Source organism: Roseibium salinum (genome assembly GCF_026240905.1).
GTDB lineage: Bacteria > Pseudomonadota > Alphaproteobacteria > Rhizobiales > Stappiaceae > Roseibium > Roseibium salinum.
Genome location: NZ_JAPEVI010000002.1, coordinates 194,151 through 213,473, shown reverse-complemented (window position 1 = coordinate 213,473; position 19,323 = coordinate 194,151). Strand labels below are relative to the sequence as shown.

Genomic DNA, 19,323 nt, shown 5'->3' with positions numbered 1-19,323 from the left:
CCGCCTTTACTGTTGCCATTGCCGGATTTGGGAGGAGAAGGCTGATGGCGGTCGCACCAGTCGACGAAGCACTGACATTGGCGGAGCTGACGCGGGACCCCTATCCGATCTATCGGCGGATGCGGTCCGAGACGCCGATTATCCGCGTTCCGGCCGCAAACCGGATCTTCCTGACAAAGGCCAGGCACACCAGGATGGTGAAGGACGATCCCGAGCTGTTCAGCTCGGACGATCCGGTGACCCCGATGCGCCGCGCCTTCCAGGCCCACACGCTGATGCGCAAGGACGGGGAGCTGCACCGGCGCGAGCGGATGGCGATGCAGCCGGCCTTCTCACCCAAGGTCGTCAAGACGGACTGGGCCGGGCTCTACACGAAGATTGCGAGCGAGTATCTCGACCGCCTGCCGCGCGGCGAAACGGTCGATCTGTTCACGGCGCTTTGCGGGCCGGTGGCGGCTCGGATCCTGGCTCATATCCTTGGCCTCGACGAGGTGAGCGACGCGGACATGCAACGCTGGTCGCAGGTGCTGATCGACGGCGCCGGGAATTTCGGCTTCGCCGACGAGCCCTTCGAACGCTCCGATGCGGCCAATGCCGAGATGAATGCCGTGTTCGACAGGATCGTCCCGCGCCACCGGGCAGAGCCCAACAATTCGGCGCTGTCGGTCATGGTGAACGCGAGCAACCCGATCCCGATGAGCCAGATCTATTCAAACATCAAGATTGCCATCGGCGGGGGCATCAACGAGCCGCGGGACGCCCTGGCGACCATCATTTACGGGCTGCTGACCAATCCGGATCAGCTGGAGGAAGTCCGCCGGCAAGAGGCCTGGGGGGACGCCTTCGAGGAAGGGGTCCGATGGGTCGCGCCCATCCAGGCCTCGTCCCGCCGGGCGACACGGGATCTTCAAATCGACGGGATCGACATTCCCGAGGGCGTGACGCTGATGACCATCCAGGCCTCGGCCAATCGCGACGAGGACCTCTACGAGAACGGGGAGGTCTACGACGTCTTCCGCAAGAAAGTGCCGCATCAGGCATTCGGCAATGGGCCGCACCATTGCGCCGGGGCGCAGATTTCGCGCCGGACCGTGGGCGAAATCATGCTGCCGATGCTGTTCGATCGCTTCCCGGCCATGAAGCTGGAGAGGCCAGAAGACGTGGTCTGGAGCGGCTTCGGCTTCCGCGGGCCGCTCAACCTGCCGGTCACGCTGGCCTGAAGCGCCGCGCCGGCGCGAACCAACGCGAATACGCGGCAAGGGCACGGCCCGTCCGCGAGGGAGGAGAAAACCATGGTGCAGATCACCTTCGTCCAGCCAGACGGCAGCCGAACGACGGTCGATGCCGATGTCGGGGCGTCCGTGATGGAAACCGCCGTCAATAACGGTGTGGAGGGCATCTTTGCCGAATGCGGCGGGGCCATGATGTGTGCCACCTGCCATTGCTACGTCGACGATGCGTGGTCCGAGAAGACCGGCTCGCGCAACGACGGGGAAGAGGAAATGCTCGAATGCGCCGCCGGTGAGCTGCGCGGGACCTCGCGATTGTCCTGCCAGCTCAAGGTCAGCGGCGAGCTTGACGGATTGGTGGTGCATCTGCCGGAGGAGCAGGGATAAGTCCACGCAATACCGCACGGCCGATGGGACGGACAGATCAGTCCGTCCCTTCAGCAGCGGAAGTTTTTCGGCCAGAGGGAGGAAACCATGTCCAGATTGTTGAAATTCACGTCGCAGGCGGCAGGTGCCGTTGCGGCGGCAGTGTTGTCGTTGGCGGCAACATCCAGCCTTGCAACGGCGGCGGAGGTGACGCTTCGGCTGCATCAGATGCTGCCTGCCCAGGCGAGCGTACCCAAGAACATCCTCGGGCCGTGGATGGCCCGCATCAACGAGGAGTCCGACGGCCGGATCGAGATCCAGCATTATCCGTCCATGCAGCTTGGCGGCAAGCCGCCGGAACTGATCGACCAGGCCATCGATGGCGTTGCCGATATCGTCTGGACCCTGCCCGGCTATACGCCCGGCCGCTTCCCGCGCACCGAAGTGTTCGAACTGCCCTTCGTCATGACGGATGCCGAGGCCGTCTCGCGCGCCTATTGGCAGCTGGCCGAAGAGACGATGATGGACCAGGATTTCAAGAACATGAAGGTTCTTGGGCTGTGGGTCCATGGCCCGGGCCTGATTCACTCGATCGAGCCCGTCGATTCCCTGGACGACCTGGAGGGCATGAAGCTGCGCGCACCGACCCGGGTGACCAACGAAATGTTCAGTTCGCTCGGGGCGACCCCGATCGGCATGCCGGTCCCGGCGGTTCCCGAAGCGCTCTCCAAGGGCGTCATCGACGCCACCGTGGTGCCCTGGGAAGTGACCGGAGCCTTGAAGATCAACGAGCTGGTCAGCAACCACACCAGTTTCGGCGATGAATCGCTCTATACGGCGACCTTCATCCTGGCGATGAACCGCGACCGCTACGAGGCGCTCCCCGACGACCTGAAGGCGGTAATCGACAACAATTCCGGGCTGAACCTGTCGAGCTTCGCAGGCAAACAGATGCAGCTGGACGATGCCGCCCCGCGGGATCAGGCTATCGCCAACGGCGGAACCCTGATCGAACTGCCGCCCGAAGAGGTCGCCCGCTGGAAGGAAGCCTCGGCGCCGACAATCAAGAAGTGGATTGCCGAGATGGATGAAAAAGGCATGGACGGCAGCAAGCTCTATGAACGCGCCATGCAGCTGATCGAGGAAAACTCTTCCAGGTAATCAACCGGCCGGCGCCGTGTGAGCCCGTTGCGTGATGCAGCGGCATTCATGGCGGCGGAACCCGTGGTGCAATGACAATGAATGGGGTGGTGCCGGTCCCCCCGACAGGCCTCCTGCGTCCTCAAAAACGCGGGAGGCTTTTTGATTGCCGGACCCGGCGGCGATGATTTGTTTCGCCGTGTCGTGGCGATAATGCCGCCATGACGCAATTAAGCTATTTCCCCCGATAATCTGTCGCAATACTGCCGCCCAAGAAACCTGAATCCGGTGCAGCCGCACGGGCAGGCGGAGGCTGTCGAGCAGTTTCTCCGGCACCTGAAACACCGGTCCGATGAGGAAGACGCGTCCCGCTTCCCGAAAGGACCGGCAGGTGACGGAGGTCGGATCGGCAGGTCCCGACCCGGAATGAGAACGCAAGTGGAAGCGTGACGTTGGCACTTTGCTTCCGATTATTGAAAAGGAATGAAAAATGTCAGCATTTCCTGACAGGGCAAGCGTCGTCATTGTTGGTCTGGGCGGCATCGTTGGCGCCTCGGTGGCGCATCACCTGATCGAACGCGGCTGGGACAACATCGTCGGCATCGACAAGTCCGGCATTCCCACCGACATTGGCTCGACGGCGCATGCGTCCGATTTCTGCTACACGACGGCCCACGACTATCTCACCACCTGGACCACCCAGTATTCCATCGACTTCTTCGAGAAGATGGGCCACTACGCGCGTATCGGTGGCCTTGAAGTGGCCCGCACCGGCGACGACGCATGGATGGAAGAAATCAAGCGCAAGGTGAGCTCGGGCAAGGCCTTCGGCACACGCGTCCATCTGGTCAGCCCTGCCGAGATCAAGGAAAAATTCCCGCTGATCGACGAAGACGTGGTTCAGGGCGGCTTGTTCGATCCCGATGCCGGCCTCGTCGTTCCGCGGTCGCAGACGGTTGCCGGCAAGCTCGTGGACGCCGGCGAAAAAAGCGGAAAGCTCAAGGTATTCGCCAACACGCCGGCCCAGTCGCTTGTGGTCGAAGATGGCCGCATCAAGGGTGTTGTCACCCATCGCGGCACGATCATGGCCGATCATGTCATCGTCTGCGCCGGTCTCTGGGGCCGTCTGATCGCCAACATGGTCGGCGAAGACCTGCCCGTCATGCCGGTCGACCATCCGCTCACCTTCTTCGGGCCGTATAACGAGTTTGAAGGCACGGGCAAGGAAATCGGTTTCCCCCTGCTGCGCGACCAGGGCAACTCCGCCTATATGCGCGACACCGGTGACCCGAAGACGACCGAAGGTGGCCAGATCGAATGGGGATACTATGAGACCACCCATCCGCGCATGTGCCACCCGCGCAACCTTCAGGAAAAGGAAGAGGCACGCCTGTCTCCCTCGCAGCGCGACCTGGAGATGGAACAGGTTATCGAGCCGCTCGAACGCGCCATGGAACTGACGCCCATCCTTGGCGAGCTCGGCTACAACGAAGGTCATTCCTTCAACGGCCTGCTGCAGGTATCGGCCGCCGGCGGCCCGTCCTGCGGCGAGAGCCAGAAAGTGCGCGGCCTGTGGTACTGCGTTGCCATCTGGGTCAAGGACGGACCCGGCTACGGCAAGCTGATCGCCGACTGGATCACCGACGGGCGCACCGAAATCGATCACTCCTCGATCGACTATGCGCGCTTTTATCCGCACCAACTGACCGAGGACTACATCGCGGGCCGCTGCTTTGAGTCCGCCCAGAAGATCTACTTCCCGGCGATACATCCGCGCGAACCCTATGTGAACGTCCGGGGCGTCAAGCGCTCCCCCTTCTATGAGCGTGAAGTCGAACTCGGCGGCTATTTCATGGAACTCGGCGGCTGGGAGCGTGCGCACGGCTACGCCGCCAACGAGCACCTTCTGGAGAAATATGCCGACCGCGTGCCGGTCCGCGAGAACGAGTGGGACAGCCGCCACTTCTGGCGCGTGTCGAATGCCGAGCAGCTCGAGCTCAGCGAGAACTGCGGCATCATCAACCTCTCGCATTTCCACATCACGGACATCGAGGGGCCCGATCACGTCGCGCTGCTGGAATGGCTCTGCGCTGCCAAGATCGGCGGCGACAACATGATCGGCAAGGGCATCTATACCCACTTCCTCGATGACGAAGGCATGGTGCGGGCCGACTTCACGGTCCTGCGCATGGAAGACCGTTGCCGCCTGATCAACGGTGCGGATGCCGGACCTCGCGACCTCCACTACATGCGCCGCGTGGCGCAGGACAAGGGGTTCGACGTCACCATCACCGACGTGAACGACAAATACATCACCATCGGTATCTGGGGCCCGAATGCCCGGGAGAACCTGCAGAAGGTCGTTGAGGACCCGGAGGCGCTTTCGCCGGAGAACTACCCCTTCGCGGCCATTCGGCCGGTCACGATTGCGGGAAAGTCCGTTACCGCCTTCCGCATCTCCTATGTCGGCGAACAGGGCTGGGAACTGCATATGGCCTATGAAGACGGCCTCGCCGTCTGGGATGCGCTACGCTCGACAGGCGTGATCGCGGTCGGCGTCGAGACCTATGCCAACTCGCGCCGCCTGGAAAAGTCCCTGCGCCTGCAGAACGCCGATTTGCTGACCCAGTACAACCTCTACGAGGCGGATCTTGCCCGCCCGAAGGTGAAGGAGGCCGACTTCCGCGGCAAGGAAAAGCACCTCGAATACCGCGCGCGGGAGCATCAGCCGGCCATGCTGTGCACTCTGGTGATGAGCGAAAACACCGACAGCAAGGGCGTGGCACGCTATCCCGTCGGCACGCTTCCGGTCATGGATCCTGAAACGGGCGAGACCCTGGTCGACGAGCTCGGCCGGCTGTCCTACACGACCTCCATCGCCTACGGCCCGACGATCGGCAAGAACATCGCCCTGGCTTATCTCCCCTGGGATTATTGCCAGGTCGGCCGCAAGCTGAACGTCTCGTATTTCGACGAGATCTATCCGGTCGAAGTGGCGGGTGTCGGCTATCAGCCGCTCTACGATCCGGAAAATCTCAAGCCGCGCACGTAGGTCATACGATCCTGCAGTGAGATTGCCTCCCGCGTTCATCCGGACGCGGGAGGCTGCGATCTTGAGGTGATCCGGAAGGCTTTCCCGGTTTTCCTGAGCGGCGGCTGGACATCTGCGATGAACGGCGGAACTATGGCAGGCGAGAAAATCGCGCCCTGCGCTGGTATCGGCACGGGCAGCGCAAACCATTGCCACGCCACACCGGGTCTCAAATGAAGCTCTACACCTACTGGCGGTCCACGACCTCCTACCGCGTCCGGATCGCGCTCAACCTGAAAGGGATCGGCTATGAGCTCGTCCCGGTCAATCTGGTCGCGGGCGAACAGTCCGCGCCCGACTACACGTCGCTCAACCCCGGCCAGGGCGTCCCGGCGCTGGTGCTGGACGACGGTTCGGTGCTGACCCAGTCGATGGCCATTCTGGATTGGCTGGAAGAGACGCATCCCTCCCCCGCACTTCTGCCCGAAGACGCATTGGAACGGGCGCAAGTGCGTGCCGCCGCGCTCGTCATCGCCACCGACATTCATCCGGTCAATAATCTGCGGGTCGTCGCGAAGCTGAAATCCATGGGACACAGCCAGGAGGAAGCCGTTGCGTGGATGAATGACTGGATGGCGCGCGGCTTTGCCGCCTTTTCGAAAATGATCCGTGCAGAGACGTCTTTCTGCTTCGGCGAGACGCCGGGGCTTGCCGACCTTTGCCTCGTGCCGCAACTCTACAACGCCCATCGCTGGGGGCTCGACCTGTCATCGTTCGCGCGCCTGACCGAAATCGAGGCCCGCTGCCTTGCGCTTCCGGCGTTCGAGACCGCCCGGCCGGAAAACCAGCCTGACGCGGGCTGACGGCATACGGCCGGCCTTGTTTCGCGTCATGGGTTCGCATCCTAACCTTCCCGCGCCACGGCCTGCACGCATGCCTGACCCGCGTCGCGGATAAGCGTGTGAATTCTGGCCGGTGACAGCCCGAAGCGCGCTGCGATTTCCTTCTGCGGAACGCCTTCAAGCCGGTGAAGGACAAAGGCGTTCCTGGTTCTTTCGGGAAGCGCAGCCAGGGTCCCGGCGAGAACGGCGATGAGCTGGCTGCTTTCCAATTGTGCATGACTGTCGGCCTGGACGGTGTCGACCAGGTTGTCTTTCACAATTCTGCTGCAGGCACGGTTTTCCAGTTCCTTGCGGCGCAAGGTGTCGATCGCAAGATTGCGCACCATCCGGCAGGCAAAACGCTTCGGGCAGTCAGGACAAAGTCCCCGGCGCGCGGCACACGCCTTGAGCATGGCGTCCTGCACCACATCTTCCGCCCGGTCCCTTGCCCCCAGTATCCGGCTGGCAAGCGCGATGAGTTGTTCCCGGTGGTCGATCATGGTTTCCATAAGATCGGAATGACAATCTGTGATTGTAGTGATGGTCATGGGATCACTGTGTCCTGATCGTCGCTCGTTTTCGGGTGTGGATGCTGTTGCAACCGGTGATGAGAGCCGTCGCCATGGCGGAGGCAGGCACAGGTCGCCCCTCCCAGACCCAAGGCAATTTCCCGGTTTCTGGCTTGAAAGTTCCAATGATTTCAGTGCTTGACTATATAAGTTGAGTCTAATAGTCAAGTTATATCATTCGAACTATGAACCTTTAGATTGCACCAGTCTGGACGCCATGAAACGGGGCTCGAGGAACGTTATGCACATGATGGCAAGATCAATTCACCAGTCGGAACCGGCGTCTCGCGGGTTCAGCGGCACTGCCCGGCTCAGCGCCTGGTTGTTGTCGGGAACCATGCTTGCGGTTTCGGGCGCCAGCCCGATATGGGCGCAGGAAGTTACTGAGCTCGGCGAGATTACCGTGACCAACGAAGGCCAGGATCCTTTCGGGCCCGGCGATGGTTATGTGGCGGATGCAACAACGACCGGATCGAAGACAGTAACGCCGATCCGGGAAATTCCGCTCTCGGTTTCCGTCGTCACGCGCCAGCAGATCGACGATCGCCAGCCGGCGCAGCTGGAGGATGCGCTGTCCTATACGCCCGGCGTGACCACCTCCATCTGGGGCGTCGACGACCGCTTCGATCAGTTCCTCCTCCGTGGCTTCGACGTGGGTACGGCGGGTATCTTCCGCGACGGCCTCAGCCAGAAGGTGATCGACTTTTCAGGCTTCAAGATCGAACCCTATGCGGTTGAGCGGGTCGAGGTGCTGAAGGGCCCGGTCGGCGTGCTTTACGGGGAAAACGATGCCGGCGGACTGGTGAACGTCATCACCAAGCGGCCGGTTTTCGATACCTTCTACGAGGGTTTTGCCAGCTACGGCTCGTTCAACACGTTCGAAGGGGGCTTCGATGTCGGAACGGCCAACGAGGACCAGACCGTCGCAGTCCGCCTGACGGGCCTCGCCCGCGACGGGGCAACGGAAATCGACAGTTCCGAAAACGACCGTCTGCTCCTGGCTCCGGCCTTGACCTGGCAGCCGACCAGCGACACAAGCCTGACCGTCCTCACCAATATCCAGGTCGACAAGCTGACGCCGAACAACTTCCTGCCCGTTGCCGGGAAGAATTATCCGGCTTCCGTGGGGAGCTTCCCGAGAGTTTCGTCTACAGTCAGTCGGACTACAACCACTTCAATGCCAATCACGGCGGATTGGGATACGAGTTCGAGCACCGTTTCAACGCTGCCTTCCAGGTCCGGCAGAACCTCAGGTTCTCGGCCCAGGAAACCGACTATCACCATCTGTATTACAACGGCATGGCGAACAACACGACGATGAACTATGTGGCGTTCACCGTCGATGAGAACGCAACCATCTTCAACGTCGACAACCAGCTGCAATATGAAGCGGATTTCGGTCCGGTCGAGAACACTCTGCTCACCGGCGTCGACTACAGCCGGCACCAGGTCGATGGAAACAAGAGGTATGAGCAGGCCTATACCGTGAGCGTGCTCGATCCGAACTTCAATTTCGACGTGACCGAGCCGCCGATCTATCAGGATGGTGTCCAGACGATCGACCGCGTCGGCATCTACGCCCAGAACCAGGCCCGGATCTTCGATCGCTGGCTGCTGACGCTCGGCGGGCGCCAGTCCTGGGTCCGCAACACGTATGATGACCGGCTCGCAAATGACGATACTAGGCAGGACGACCAGATCTTCTCCGGCATGGCCGGTCTCGGCTATGACTTCGACAACGGCATCACGCCCTATGTCAGCTATTCGGAGTCCTTCGTCACCAATGTGGGTTCGACATTCGACGGTTCACTCTTCAAGCCGTCCGAGGCCGGTCAGGTGGAAGCGGGCATCAAATATCAGCCGACCTTCTTCAACGGCTTCTTCTCCGTCGCCGTGTTCGACATCACCAAGACGAACGTGCTCACCACCGATCCGAATAATGCCAATTTCCAGGTCCAGACCGGTGAGGTCAATCACCGGGGCATTGAGCTGGAAGGCAACGTCTCGCTTGGCAACGGTCTGTCGCTAACCACCGGCTACACCTACCTGGATGCCAAAATCACCAAGAGCAATGACGGTGACGAGGGCAATCGCCCGGCACGGGTCCCCGAACACCAGGCCTCCCTCTGGGCCAACTATAAGATCCCTGAGGGCGCGCTCGAAGGACTCAGCCTCGGTGCCGGTGTGCGCTATATCGGCGACAGCTACGCCGACAACGCGAACGCGATCCCGGTCGACGGCTATACTCTTTTCGACAGCGCTGTCCGGTATGAGCGAAACAACTACGAGCTTTCGCTCAATGTCAGCAACGTCTTCGACGAAGACTACTATGCAACCTGCTCCACCTCCGGCTGCATCCGCGGCGAAGGCCGGGTCATCAAGGGCATGTTCACGGCAAAGTTCTGAGTCGCTGGCTTGCAATGCGCGGGAAGCCGGATCTCCGGCTTCCCGCTTTGTTTTCCGAATTGCAGCAACGGGGCCGCCGCCAAAGCGTCGGTTCAGCCGTTTTGGCGGTTCCGGCACCGCCTCTGCTCCCAAAAGCCTATCGGAAACAGGAAGCCCTGGCCTCGCATCGCGAGACCGGGGCATTCAGTGTTCATGATTGCGGGACTGTCTGCCCGGCAATATGGTCATCGGCTACTGAGCGGCCTCGAGCCGCACCGCATTGGAGGCTGAGGGAGCCGTCGGCCAGTCCAGAACCGGATCGGGCAGGCTGAGGTCAAACTGCTGGCGGCCGAGAAGCGCGTTGACGATCCGCGCACTCCGCCAGGCCATCAGGCTCAGTTGCGAGTCCGCGATGCCGTGGCTGTAGCGACCGGCGTTCTGGGCAAATATCCGGGCCTGTGGCGGGCCGTCCCAGTGCAGGGCATAATCGTCATCCGGCACGACGCGGTTCTGCCGGTCGCGATGAAGGCGGCCGGACAGCGGCGCGAGGGCTTCGGGAAGCTCGAACCGGAAACCGGTGGCAAGCACGATCTCATCGGCGTGAATGACCTCGATGCCCCCGTCGAAGGCGTTGCGGACGATCAGCCGGTATTCGTCCTGCTGCCGGTCGACCTGCACCACATTGCGGCCGGGCTGCATCGACACCTCCGTTTCCAGCCGGTCAATGTGACGAATGCGGTAAAGCTTGCGGTAGATGGAATTGATCGTCGAGAGCGACAGGCCGTCGCTCGTCAGGATCGAATTGTCCAGCGCGGCCGCCTTCCTGTCCTCGGAAAGCCGACGATAGGCCTCGACATATTCTGGAGAAAACACCTGGTTGGAGAACGGCGTCTCGTTGATGGGCTCGAAATTGTGCCGCCGGCTCAGCCATTTGAGGTCCACGGGCAACCGGTCCTTCGACAGAAGATGTTCCACGACCTCGCCGCCGCTCTGCCCGCCGCCGACGACGACGATCCGCCTGGCGTCCAGTCCGTCGAGCCGCCAGAGCGCCTCGGAACAGTGAAAACAACGGTTCCCCATGAGCGGACGCGCCCAGTCCGGCACGAAGGGTCGCGATCCGGTGCCGACGGCGATGTTGCGCGCCCTCACGACGCCATTGTCGAAGGCAAGACGGAACATGGTACCGTCGAATTCGACCTCGCGCACATGGGCGTTATGGGTCAGGCCGGGAAGGTTTTCCGCCACCCAGGCAAAATAGTTCGCCATCTCCTGGCGGGGGATGCCTTCATACTGGGCGTTGAGGAAAGTGAACAGACGCCGGTGCGCCACCAGATAGGCGATGAAGGACCACGGGTTCGTCGGCTGGACCGGTGTCACCAGGTCCTTCAGGAACGAGGACTGCAGTTCCACATCGGCAAACATCATTCCCGGATGCCAGGAGAAGGCGGCCTCCTTGTCGAAGAACCGGGCGCGGACGTCCGCGATGCCGTCGAGCAGGGCGGCGACGCTCAGGTTGAACGGGCCGATGCCGATGCCGGCAAGGTCGAGAGGCGTATCGCCGCCGCGGGCAGAAGGGAGCGAAAGGTCGGGCATCACAAATCCTCGTGTCGTGCTGTCGTTGTCGTACGCAGGGATGAAGCTCAGGCCGGAAAGGCCTCATTGAGCCGGGCGGCAAGCCGGCGGTGGAAGGCCGCCGCGCCGATGATGTGCAGGTGGTTGGTTCCGGCGATGATTTCGGCGGGATTGGCGCGCGGCGAATATTGCCGCCAGTCCATCAGGTTGAGCCCCCGGCTCAGGCTGTCCTCTGCCGTCCAGGAATGGATGGGGCAATCGTGGGGCTGCAAACGGTGCCGGCGGAACACCAGCGCGTTGTCGATCAGCACCCAGAAAGTGTGCTCCCTGCTGGAGATTTCCGGCCCGTCGGTGGGCAGCTCGTCCTTTTCGTTGCCGACGAATTTCAGGAACTGGTCGTAGGCCAGCTCGTCCATCACACCCAGCAGGCCGTCCCACTCCCGCCGCATGGCGGTGCGCGACAGCCAGTCGTCGACCATCGCCTGCAGGTGGTCTCGTTCGCCCGGAGCAAACTCCGGAACCGCGCCGAGAGCGAAATCGGTGCCCAGATCGCAGACGTCGACCATGCCGATCAGGCGCAGGTCGACCTTGTTGCCGAGCATGCGCGCCGCCTCATAGGCAAGCAGCCCGCCCCAGGACCAGCCGAGAAACGCGCAAGGCCGTCCCGCGCTTTCCCTGGCGATGTGCGAGACATACTGTTCCACCACATCGTCGACGGAAACGTTGAGCGTCTTTTCCTCCGAGAGCGAATGACACATGAAGCCGGTCGCCGGCTGCTCGGGTCCCAGGAAGTCGACAAGGCGCAGATATTCGCGGGTCGAGACCAGGAGGCCGGGAAAGCAGTAAAGCATGGGCTTGCTGCCCGTTGACCGCAACGTAATCACCTGGCGGCCGGTCGTCTCGCCGCCCTTCTCGATTTCCGCCGCGAGACCCCGGATGGTCGGGTGATTGAAAAGGTCAGCGATCGTCGTGCGGTCCCCTGCCCGCTTCACCTTCAGCTTGTGCAGGATCTTCAGGGCCGCAAGCGAATGGCCGCCGATCTCGAAGAAACTGTCGGTGACACTGACCTCGACAAGATCGAGGACCTCGGCCCAGATCTCCGCGAGCAGCCGCTCCAGGTCGCTCGCCGGCGGCACGATTTCCCGCTTTGTCCTGCCCGGCCTCGGCAGCGCCGCGCGGTCGAGCTTGGCGTTGGGGTTGGTCGGCATCCTGTCGAGAACCACGACTGCGGACGGGATCATGTAGCCCGGCAGCCGCTGCTCAAGCCCGCGCCTGAGCGTTGGCGCGTCAAGCTCGGCCCCCTGTTCAGGCACCGCATAGCCGACGAGATCCTTCCGGCCGTCTTCCTCGAAGAGCAGGACAGTGCATTCGCCGACGCCTTCCAGCGCCAGCAGGGCCGCCTCGATCTCTCCAAGCTCGATCCGGTAGCCGCGCAGCTTGACCTGAAGGTCCACCCGGCCGACGAACTCGACCGTTCCGTCCTCGCGCCAGCGCGTCAGATCGCCCGACCGGTAGAGCCGTCCGCCGTGAGGGCCGAACGGATCCGGCACGAAACGGTCTGCGGTGACATCCGGCTTGCCGACATAGCCGCGCGCCACGCCTTCACCACCCAGGTAAAGCTCGCCCGTCACGCCGATCGGACAGGGGTTCATGTCGGCATCCAGCACATAGACCCTGCGCCGGCCGACCGCCCGCCCGATCGGCGCATAGGCGCCGTCGAAGGTCGCGCCGGGCCGGACCTTCCAGACCATCGGTGTCATGATCGTCTCGGTCGGGCCATAGCCGTTGATCAGAATCCCGGACTTCAGCGAACGCGACAGGAGATCGAACGTGGTCTGCGGCAGTCCTTCGCCGCCGAATGAGTAAAGCCTCATCGGCGGTGCGCCGTCGGTGATATCTGCCCATTCGGCCAGCTGCTGCATGTAAGTGGTCGGGATGCTGGCGTTGTTGACAGCATGTTTGCGCATGGCCGCAAGTGTCTGTTCCGGCGTCCAGAGCGGTGCGTCGGGCAGGAGGATGCTTCCGCCTTCCATGAGCGGCACCATCCAGCGTTCATGCCCGCCGTCGGAGGAAAACGGCAGGAATGGTAATTCGCGGGAATCGGACGACATCTCGTAAACCCGGGAGGTCGCCTGATTGTGGTGGGTCAGCGGTCCGTGTTCGACGGCAACGCCCTTGGGCAGCCCGGTCGAGCCGGAGGTGTACATGACGTAGGCAAGCTGATCGGGATGGATCTCGACATCCGGCGCGGTTTCCGGTTCCCCGGAGAGGTCGACCTCGTCGAGGGCGATAACCGTTGCAGCCACACCGTCCGGCAACCGGTCGCGCCAGCGGGCATGGGTAACCACCACCTCCACATCGGCATCGCGCAGGATGTGGTGATTGCGCGAAGCCGGATGGTCGGGCTCGACCGGGATATAGGCCCCGCCCGCCTTGAGCACCGCCAGGATTGCCATCACCGCTTCGGCGGATTTGGTGATCTGGATGGCGACGGTGGTTTCATGTTTCACGCCAAGAGCGATCAGCCGGTGTGCCAGCCTGTTGGCGCGGTGCTCCAGCTCCCCGTGGGTCCAGATCTCGTCGCCATAGATAATTGCCACCTTGTCCGGCGTTCTGGCCGCATGATCGGCGATGATCAGATGCACGGCTCGGTCGTCGTCGGCCGCATTGTCCGGATAAGGTGCCGAGAGCCAGTCGAGCTCCCGGCGGGTCACCAGCGCGATATCGCGCAGCCGGATATCCGGATCGGCGGTGACGGCCTCGATCATCGTCACGAGGTGCCCGGCAAAGCGATGCACCATTTCCGGCCCATAGTGCCCGTCGGCATGATCGAGAGCAATTCTCAAGGTACCGCCGGCGCGCGGGTAGACTGTGACGGACAGGTCGCCATATGCGGCCGGGGATGGCGTCAGGATGATTTCAGCGGGCAGCTCTTCCTGAAGCTGCGCCCGGGTCCGGAAATCGAACACCGTTCTGGCGAGGCTGGCGTCGTTTTGGCCTGGCATTGTCAGCATGGCCTGCACGATCCGCTCAGAAGCGACGTAGTTCTTCAGGCTCTCGCCGACCGCCTCCTCGTGCTGTGCCAGAAGATCGGAGAAACGCAGGCCCGAATGGATGCTCCAGGCGACGGGCATGATATCTTCGCTGCGCGTGACTTCGCCGGTCTCTTCGCCCTGGATGACAATCCCCGTGCGGAATTCGGTGAGGCCGCTATAGCGGGCAAGCAACGCATTGAGGACACAGAAGAGGACGGCCCGTTCACTGCTGCGGTGCGCAGAGGCGATGGTCCTGACCTTCTCCGCCAGCGCGGCCGGGATCTCCATTTCGCAGCCTGACCGGCCGGTATCGACCGCGGCTTCCGGGCGTCCCTTTGCCGGCAATGCCGCGCATTCGGTCTCTTCGCCGATCACCCTGCGCCAATGGTCAAGCGCGCCGCCGCTACTCGACCCGGCGCGCTGCCGAGGCGCCTCACCGGGAAGGGGCAGTCCGGCGAGCGCCTTTGTGAAATCCTCCGCCAGAACGGTCATTGCCTGCGGATCGGCTATGATCGGGTGGAGGGCGAGGCCAACGGTCACGTCGTCAGAGGACAGGCGCACCAGCACGATTTTTGCAGCCGGTCCCGAAGTGATATCGAAGCCCGATTCGGCCAGGTCCTTCAACGCTGCATCGAGGCGTTGCCGGCGCATATCGACCTGCTCACCGGATAAATCCATTTCCTCGACCGGAACGGGGTCCGTGTCCCGCAGCGTGTATTCGATCTTGCCGCCGGCAAACCGGTGAAACCGGGCGCGCAGCGCGCCATGGCGCGTGATGACGGCATCGAGAGCGGCGCGCAATTCAGCGTCCGCCATCGGCCTTCGGATTCGGACAGCGATGGCCTGGGTGCGGTAGACCTGTTCCCGGCCGACCTGCACATGGGACCAGATCTGCTTCTGGACCGGGCTCAGCGGATGAGTTTCGGCCGCTCCTTCACCAAGGGCAGCGCGTGAGGAATGCAAGGTCATCTGAACCTCTCTGCGAATGAGACCTGAGAAAAACCTGGGAAATGGGACGGGAAACCTGGCTGTGCTACGGCAACGCCGCGAGGAAGCCTGCCAGGGCTGCCGGCCGCTGGTCGGTCCAAACGCGCGTGATTTCCGCAAGGCACTCCTGGCGCGTGCCGGTCCGGCCGGCGATGAGCCAGCCTGCCGGCGGCGTCTTGTCTGCCGGCCACACCGAATACCGGCCTTCGTGATTTTGCACCACGATCCATTGATCATCGGGGACTTGTCGCTTTGCCATGAGTGGCTGCTCCGTTTCGCGGGTTGTCAAAGCCATTGCCCCCCAATGACGAACGGCACGGCGAAGAATTCAGCGCTGCAAAAATCTTTTTGCGATGCGGTGAATTTCGCGTTCGTCCGTTCGTTATCTCCCGTGACAACGCATTCCCCAGCGAGCAAGGCACTGACATGAACGCACGCCAGAAGCCCGATCAGTTTTCCGCTACACCCGACCTGTCACGCGGCAGAACCGCGGCCTGGCGCCTGGAAGATACCGGCGGGGAGGTCCGGATTGGGATTGGCCTCCCCGGCGGCGAAACCGCCGAGGTCACCGGCAGGCGGGAGAACGGCCAGCTGGTACTGACCCCGGCCCCTTCTGTGCAGGGCCTGGAGGCACTCGCCCGGGCGGTCGAGGCGCTGACCGCTTCGGCTCGCGAAGACCGCTCGCTGGTGCTCGCCAGCGGCGGCGGGGCGAATTCTGCGCTGTGCGACCTGCTTGTCCGGCAGGGGATCGCCCTTCCGGCGGAAGACGGCAGGCTCCGGATTTCCGCGCGGCAATTCTGGCAAGTGCCAGATTTCTGGCTCCCCCAGGACGGGGCCGGCACTGCCTATCCGGAACGTCACATCCTGACGGAGGGCCGGCGCCATCCCCGCCGCCGGCCGAAACCGTCAGGTACCGTTTACCGGCGCCATATTCCCTGGCTCGGCGGCGAGCTTTCGTTCCGGACGGTCGACCCGGAGGCGGATCTTGCCACTTTCAGCCGCTGGATGAACGATCCGCGCGTCGACGAGATCTGGGAAGACGCAGGCTCGTTCCACGCGCACCGGGCGATGCTTGAGGAAAAGTCCGGCGATCCGCATATTCTGCCGCTCTTTGCCGAGTTCGACGGAACACCCTTCGGCTATTTCGAGGTTTACTGGGCGAAGGAAAACCGCATCGGCCCGCATTATGACGCCCAGGATTACGACCGCGGCTGGCACGTGGCGATCGGCGAAGACGCCTATCGCGGCCGCGAATGGATCACGGCCTGGCTGCCGTCGCTCATGCATTTCATCTTTCTCGACGACCCGCGCACTGCGCGCATCGTCGGCGAACCGCGCTGGACCCATGTCCAGCAGATCCGCAATCTGGACCGGGCGGGCTTTGCCAAGGTCAAGCACTTCGATTTTCCGCACAAGCGCGCGCTTCTGGTGATGCTTTTGCGGGAGCGTTTCTTTTCTGACCGCCTGTTCGCACCGGAGGCACCCACCGCATGAGGACCGGCCGCCGCGCGCTCGCGCCTGCAGATCTTTCCGATCCGAGGCTCAAGCGCCTAATCGTCCGTCTCGCGGTTCCGGCCGTGATCGGCCTGTCGATCAATGCCGCGCATCACACGGTCAACGCAGTGTTTCTCGGCATGCTGGGGCCGGAGGCGCTTGCCGCGGTCACAATTTCGATCCCGGCGCTGATGTTGATCGCCGCCATCGGTGAGGGGCTCGGCGTCGGCTCGGCTGCCGCCATCGGCAGGCTGCTGGGGGCCGGCAAACGGGCCACGGCCAGCGCGACGGCCAGCACGGTGCTGGCACTCGCTCTGCCCCTGGGGGCGATGCTGACCATCCTGGTTCTGATATTCGGCGACCATCTGCTTGTTGTTCTCGGCGCGACGCCCGCCTCACTGCCTTTTGCCGGCGTCTATCTTCGTCTCATGGCGTTTGGTGCCGTTCTGACGCTGCTGCAGATCCTGTGCGATTTCATTGCCATTTCGGAAGGCAACACCCGTTTCAGCATGTGGACGCTGCTCAGCGGCTTTTCGCTGAACATCGTGCTCGATCCCATCCTGATCCTGTGGACGGGCTTCGGCGTTGCCGGGGCTGCGCTTGCGACGATCATCTCGCGGGTCGCCGTGCTCGTCGTCTATGCCCTTTACTTCCGCCGCCGTGTCGGGCGCTTGCGGGTCGGGCCAGGGCTGGTGCGCCCGATCCGCTCGCTGCTTGTTCCGGTCTTTGCCATCGGCCTGCCGACGACGCTGACAAGCCTGGTCACCGGCGCCGCCTTTGCGCTCGTTTATGCCATGGCCGCCGAGCTCGGCGGCGACGACGCGGTTGCGGCTATCGGCATCGCGATGCGCATTCTGTTGCTTGGCACGCTGCCGCTGATCGGTTTCGTTCTCGGCGCACAGGCGGTGCTGAGCTTTGCCTATGGGCGCCGCGATTTTGCGCGTCTTTCCGAGGCAACGCGTTTCATGGCCGCGGCGACATTCGGCGCAGCGGTTGTCTACGGACTGGGCATTGCCGCCTTTGCAGATCAGGTGGCGGGGTTTTTTACCGCCGATCCGCATGTGCGCGCGCTCGCGGCCGGCGCGCTGGCCGTCATTCATCTGGCGTTTCCGTTCACCGCGCCGCGCCTCGTGCTGCTGGTCTTCCTGCAGGCAACGGCCCGGCCCCGGCTTGCCGCGATGGTCAGCCTTGCGCCGCAGGGGTACCTCCTCATTCCTGCGCTTTTGCTGCTGCCGGTCTGGTTCGGCCCTGAGGGTATCGCCCTTGCCGTCGCGGCCGGGATCGCACTCGCCGGGCTGCTCGCGGGCCTTCTTCTTCCGCAGATGCTGCGTGCGCCAGCCGGCGGAGCCGAGCGTTTCCAACCCTCCGGCATGAGGATCATCCGTGCCTTTTTCTGGTCAAGCCGCTTTGAGAGGCCGTCATGAACAAGCAGATTTCTCCTGAAGACGAAGTGATGATCGATGCGGTCGCAGGGCTCTATGCGGGCACCGAGCCGATGCCCTTTCAGGCCGTCTCGCCGCCGATCTTCCAGACATCGCTCTTCACCTTCAGCTCTTACGAGGAAATGGCGGGAGCTTTTGCCGGACGCTCGAAACGTTACATCTATTCGCGCGGTGACAATCCCACCGTGGAGGAACTGGAGCGGCTGATCGCAGCGCTTGAGGGCACCGAGGCGGCACGCGGCTTTTCCAGCGGCACGGCGGCGATCGCCGCTGCCGTTTTTCCCTTTGTCGAAGCCGGCGACCGCATCGTTTCAGTGCACAATGTCTATAACGACGCCTATCGCCTGTTCGAAAAGATCCTGAGGAAGTTCGGCGTTCAGATCGACTATGTGGACGGCACCGACACCGAAGCTGTTCTTGCGGCCCTGCCGGGCGCAAAGATCGTCTATCTGGAAAGCCCGGCCTCCTTCACCTTCACCGTGCAGGACATTGCCGCGATCGGGGCGGCGGCCCGCCGGCACGGCGTCATTTCGGTCATCGACAATTCGTGGGCAACGCCGCTCTTTCAAAAGCCGGTGGCCCATGGCATCGATCTGGTCGTTCACGCAGCTTCAAAATATCTCGGTGGTCACAGCGATACCGTGGCGGGCCTTATCGCCGGGCCGAAGGATCTGATCGGCCGCATCAATTCCGAGAGCTATCACTATCTTGGTGGCAAGCTCTCGCCGTTCGAGGCCTGGCTGATCCTCAGGGGCATGCGAACCCTGCCGCTGCGGCTGGCCAGGCACATGGAAAACGGCCTCGAACTTGCCGAAAAACTTGACGCGCATCCCCATGTGACGAAGGTGCGCCATCCCGCGTTCCAGCCCCATCCGGGCAATGCGACCTTTACCGGCTATGGCGGGTTGTTTGCCTTCGATGTTGCCGACGACGTCGATGTTCCGGCTTTTGTCAACGCGCTGAACCACATTCGTATCGGGGTGAGCTGGGGCGGGCCGGAATCCCTCGTGGTGCCGGCACTTGCCGCCCTGCAATTGCCGAGGGAGGCGAATTCGTTTCACCGCTTCAATGTCAGCCCGAAAACAATCCGGTTTTCCGCGGGGCTCGAAGATGCCCGCCTGCTCTGGGCTGATCTCGAACAGGCCCTCGGCAAAGCACGGACCGTGTCGAAATCGACGGAGGCTGCTTGACC

At 62.8% G+C, this 19,323-nt stretch carries 14 protein-coding genes and 1 pseudogene; 10 read left to right on the top strand and 5 right to left on the bottom strand.

Going from position 1 to position 19,323, the window contains the following annotated elements; genetic code table 11:
• Positions 1-44: 44 nt before the first annotated feature.
• From ON753_RS03305 to ON753_RS03295, 3 genes are all read left to right on the top strand, one after another.
• Entirely contained in the window at positions 45-1,220 is a 1,176-nt protein-coding gene (locus ON753_RS03305) for a cytochrome P450 (protein ID WP_265961135.1), read from the top strand.
• A 72-nt stretch (positions 1,221-1,292) separates the two neighbouring features.
• Positions 1,293-1,616 carry a 2Fe-2S iron-sulfur cluster-binding protein gene (locus tag ON753_RS03300; protein ID WP_265961134.1) on the top strand — a complete coding sequence of 108 codons (324 nt, stop codon included), beginning with the start codon at positions 1,293-1,295 and terminating at the stop codon, positions 1,614-1,616.
• 87 nt (positions 1,617-1,703) lie between these two features.
• Positions 1,704-2,756 (top strand): TRAP transporter substrate-binding protein, encoded by a 1,053-nt coding sequence (locus ON753_RS03295; protein WP_265961133.1) that lies wholly within the window; start codon positions 1,704-1,706, stop codon positions 2,754-2,756.
• On the opposite strand, the gene ON753_RS03290 is transcribed toward ON753_RS03295, so the two are convergent.
• Positions 2,757-3,260: a hypothetical protein gene (locus ON753_RS03290; RefSeq protein ID WP_265961132.1), complete on the bottom strand. Its 504-nt coding sequence runs from the start codon at positions 3,258-3,260 to the stop codon at positions 2,757-2,759.
• Between ON753_RS03290 and ON753_RS03285 the strand changes: the two genes are divergently transcribed.
• On the top strand, positions 3,226-5,787 hold the full coding sequence (locus ON753_RS03285; protein ID WP_265961131.1) for a GcvT family protein: 2,562 nt from the start codon (positions 3,226-3,228) through the stop codon (positions 5,785-5,787). The two genes, ON753_RS03290 and ON753_RS03285, sit on opposite strands and share 35 nt — an antisense overlap.
• A 212-nt stretch (positions 5,788-5,999) precedes the next feature.
• Positions 6,000-6,629, top strand: a complete 630-nt coding sequence (maiA, locus tag ON753_RS03280) for a maleylacetoacetate isomerase (RefSeq protein ID WP_265961130.1) — start codon at positions 6,000-6,002, stop codon at positions 6,627-6,629.
• A gap of 41 nt (positions 6,630-6,670) precedes the next feature.
• On the opposite strand, the gene ON753_RS03275 is transcribed toward maiA, so the two are convergent.
• Positions 6,671-7,195, bottom strand: coding sequence for a sigma-70 family RNA polymerase sigma factor (locus ON753_RS03275; RefSeq protein ID WP_265961129.1), 525 nt, complete (start codon positions 7,193-7,195; stop codon positions 6,671-6,673).
• A gap of 238 nt (positions 7,196-7,433) precedes the next feature.
• Here ON753_RS03275 and ON753_RS03270 point away from each other — a divergent pair.
• Together ON753_RS03270 and ON753_RS03265 are read left to right on the top strand one after the other, a co-directional pair.
• Positions 7,434-8,003: pseudogene (locus ON753_RS03270) on the top strand (TonB-dependent receptor plug domain-containing protein); the annotation flags it as partial.
• Positions 8,004-8,230: 227 nt separating this feature from the next.
• Entirely contained in the window at positions 8,231-9,622 is a 1,392-nt protein-coding gene (locus ON753_RS03265) for a TonB-dependent siderophore receptor (protein ID WP_265961343.1), read from the top strand.
• A 231-nt stretch (positions 9,623-9,853) separates the two neighbouring features.
• Here the strand turns inward: ON753_RS03265 and ON753_RS03260 are convergent, their stop codons facing one another.
• The 3 genes from ON753_RS03260 to ON753_RS03250 form a co-directional block, all read right to left on the bottom strand.
• Positions 9,854-11,194, bottom strand: coding sequence for a lysine N(6)-hydroxylase/L-ornithine N(5)-oxygenase family protein (locus ON753_RS03260; protein ID WP_265961128.1), 1,341 nt, complete (start codon positions 11,192-11,194; stop codon positions 9,854-9,856).
• Positions 11,195-11,241: 47 nt separating this feature from the next.
• On the bottom strand, positions 11,242-15,177 hold the full coding sequence (locus tag ON753_RS03255) for an amino acid adenylation domain-containing protein (RefSeq protein ID WP_265961127.1): 3,936 nt from the start codon (positions 15,175-15,177) through the stop codon (positions 11,242-11,244).
• A gap of 64 nt (positions 15,178-15,241) precedes the next feature.
• The gene (locus tag ON753_RS03250) at positions 15,242-15,454 is read right to left on the bottom strand and encodes an MbtH family protein (protein ID WP_265961126.1); all 213 of its coding nucleotides are present in this window, start codon (positions 15,452-15,454) and stop codon (positions 15,242-15,244) included.
• A gap of 167 nt (positions 15,455-15,621) precedes the next feature.
• Here ON753_RS03250 and ON753_RS03245 point away from each other — a divergent pair, with 167 nt between their 5' ends.
• From ON753_RS03245 to ON753_RS03235, 3 genes are read left to right on the top strand one after another with little or no spacing between them, the layout of a single operon-like run.
• On the top strand, positions 15,622-16,689 hold the full coding sequence (locus ON753_RS03245) for a GNAT family N-acetyltransferase (RefSeq protein ID WP_265961125.1): 1,068 nt from the start codon (positions 15,622-15,624) through the stop codon (positions 16,687-16,689).
• Positions 16,686-18,113 (top strand): MATE family efflux transporter, encoded by a 1,428-nt coding sequence (locus tag ON753_RS03240; RefSeq protein ID WP_265961124.1) that lies wholly within the window; start codon positions 16,686-16,688, stop codon positions 18,111-18,113. Before ON753_RS03245 ends, ON753_RS03240 begins: the two co-directional genes overlap by 4 nt.
• Positions 18,110-19,321 carry an aminotransferase class I/II-fold pyridoxal phosphate-dependent enzyme gene (locus tag ON753_RS03235; protein WP_377046863.1) on the top strand — a complete coding sequence of 404 codons (1,212 nt, stop codon included), beginning with the start codon at positions 18,110-18,112 and terminating at the stop codon, positions 19,319-19,321. Before ON753_RS03240 ends, ON753_RS03235 begins: the two co-directional genes overlap by 4 nt.
• Positions 19,322-19,323 lie beyond the last annotated feature (2 nt).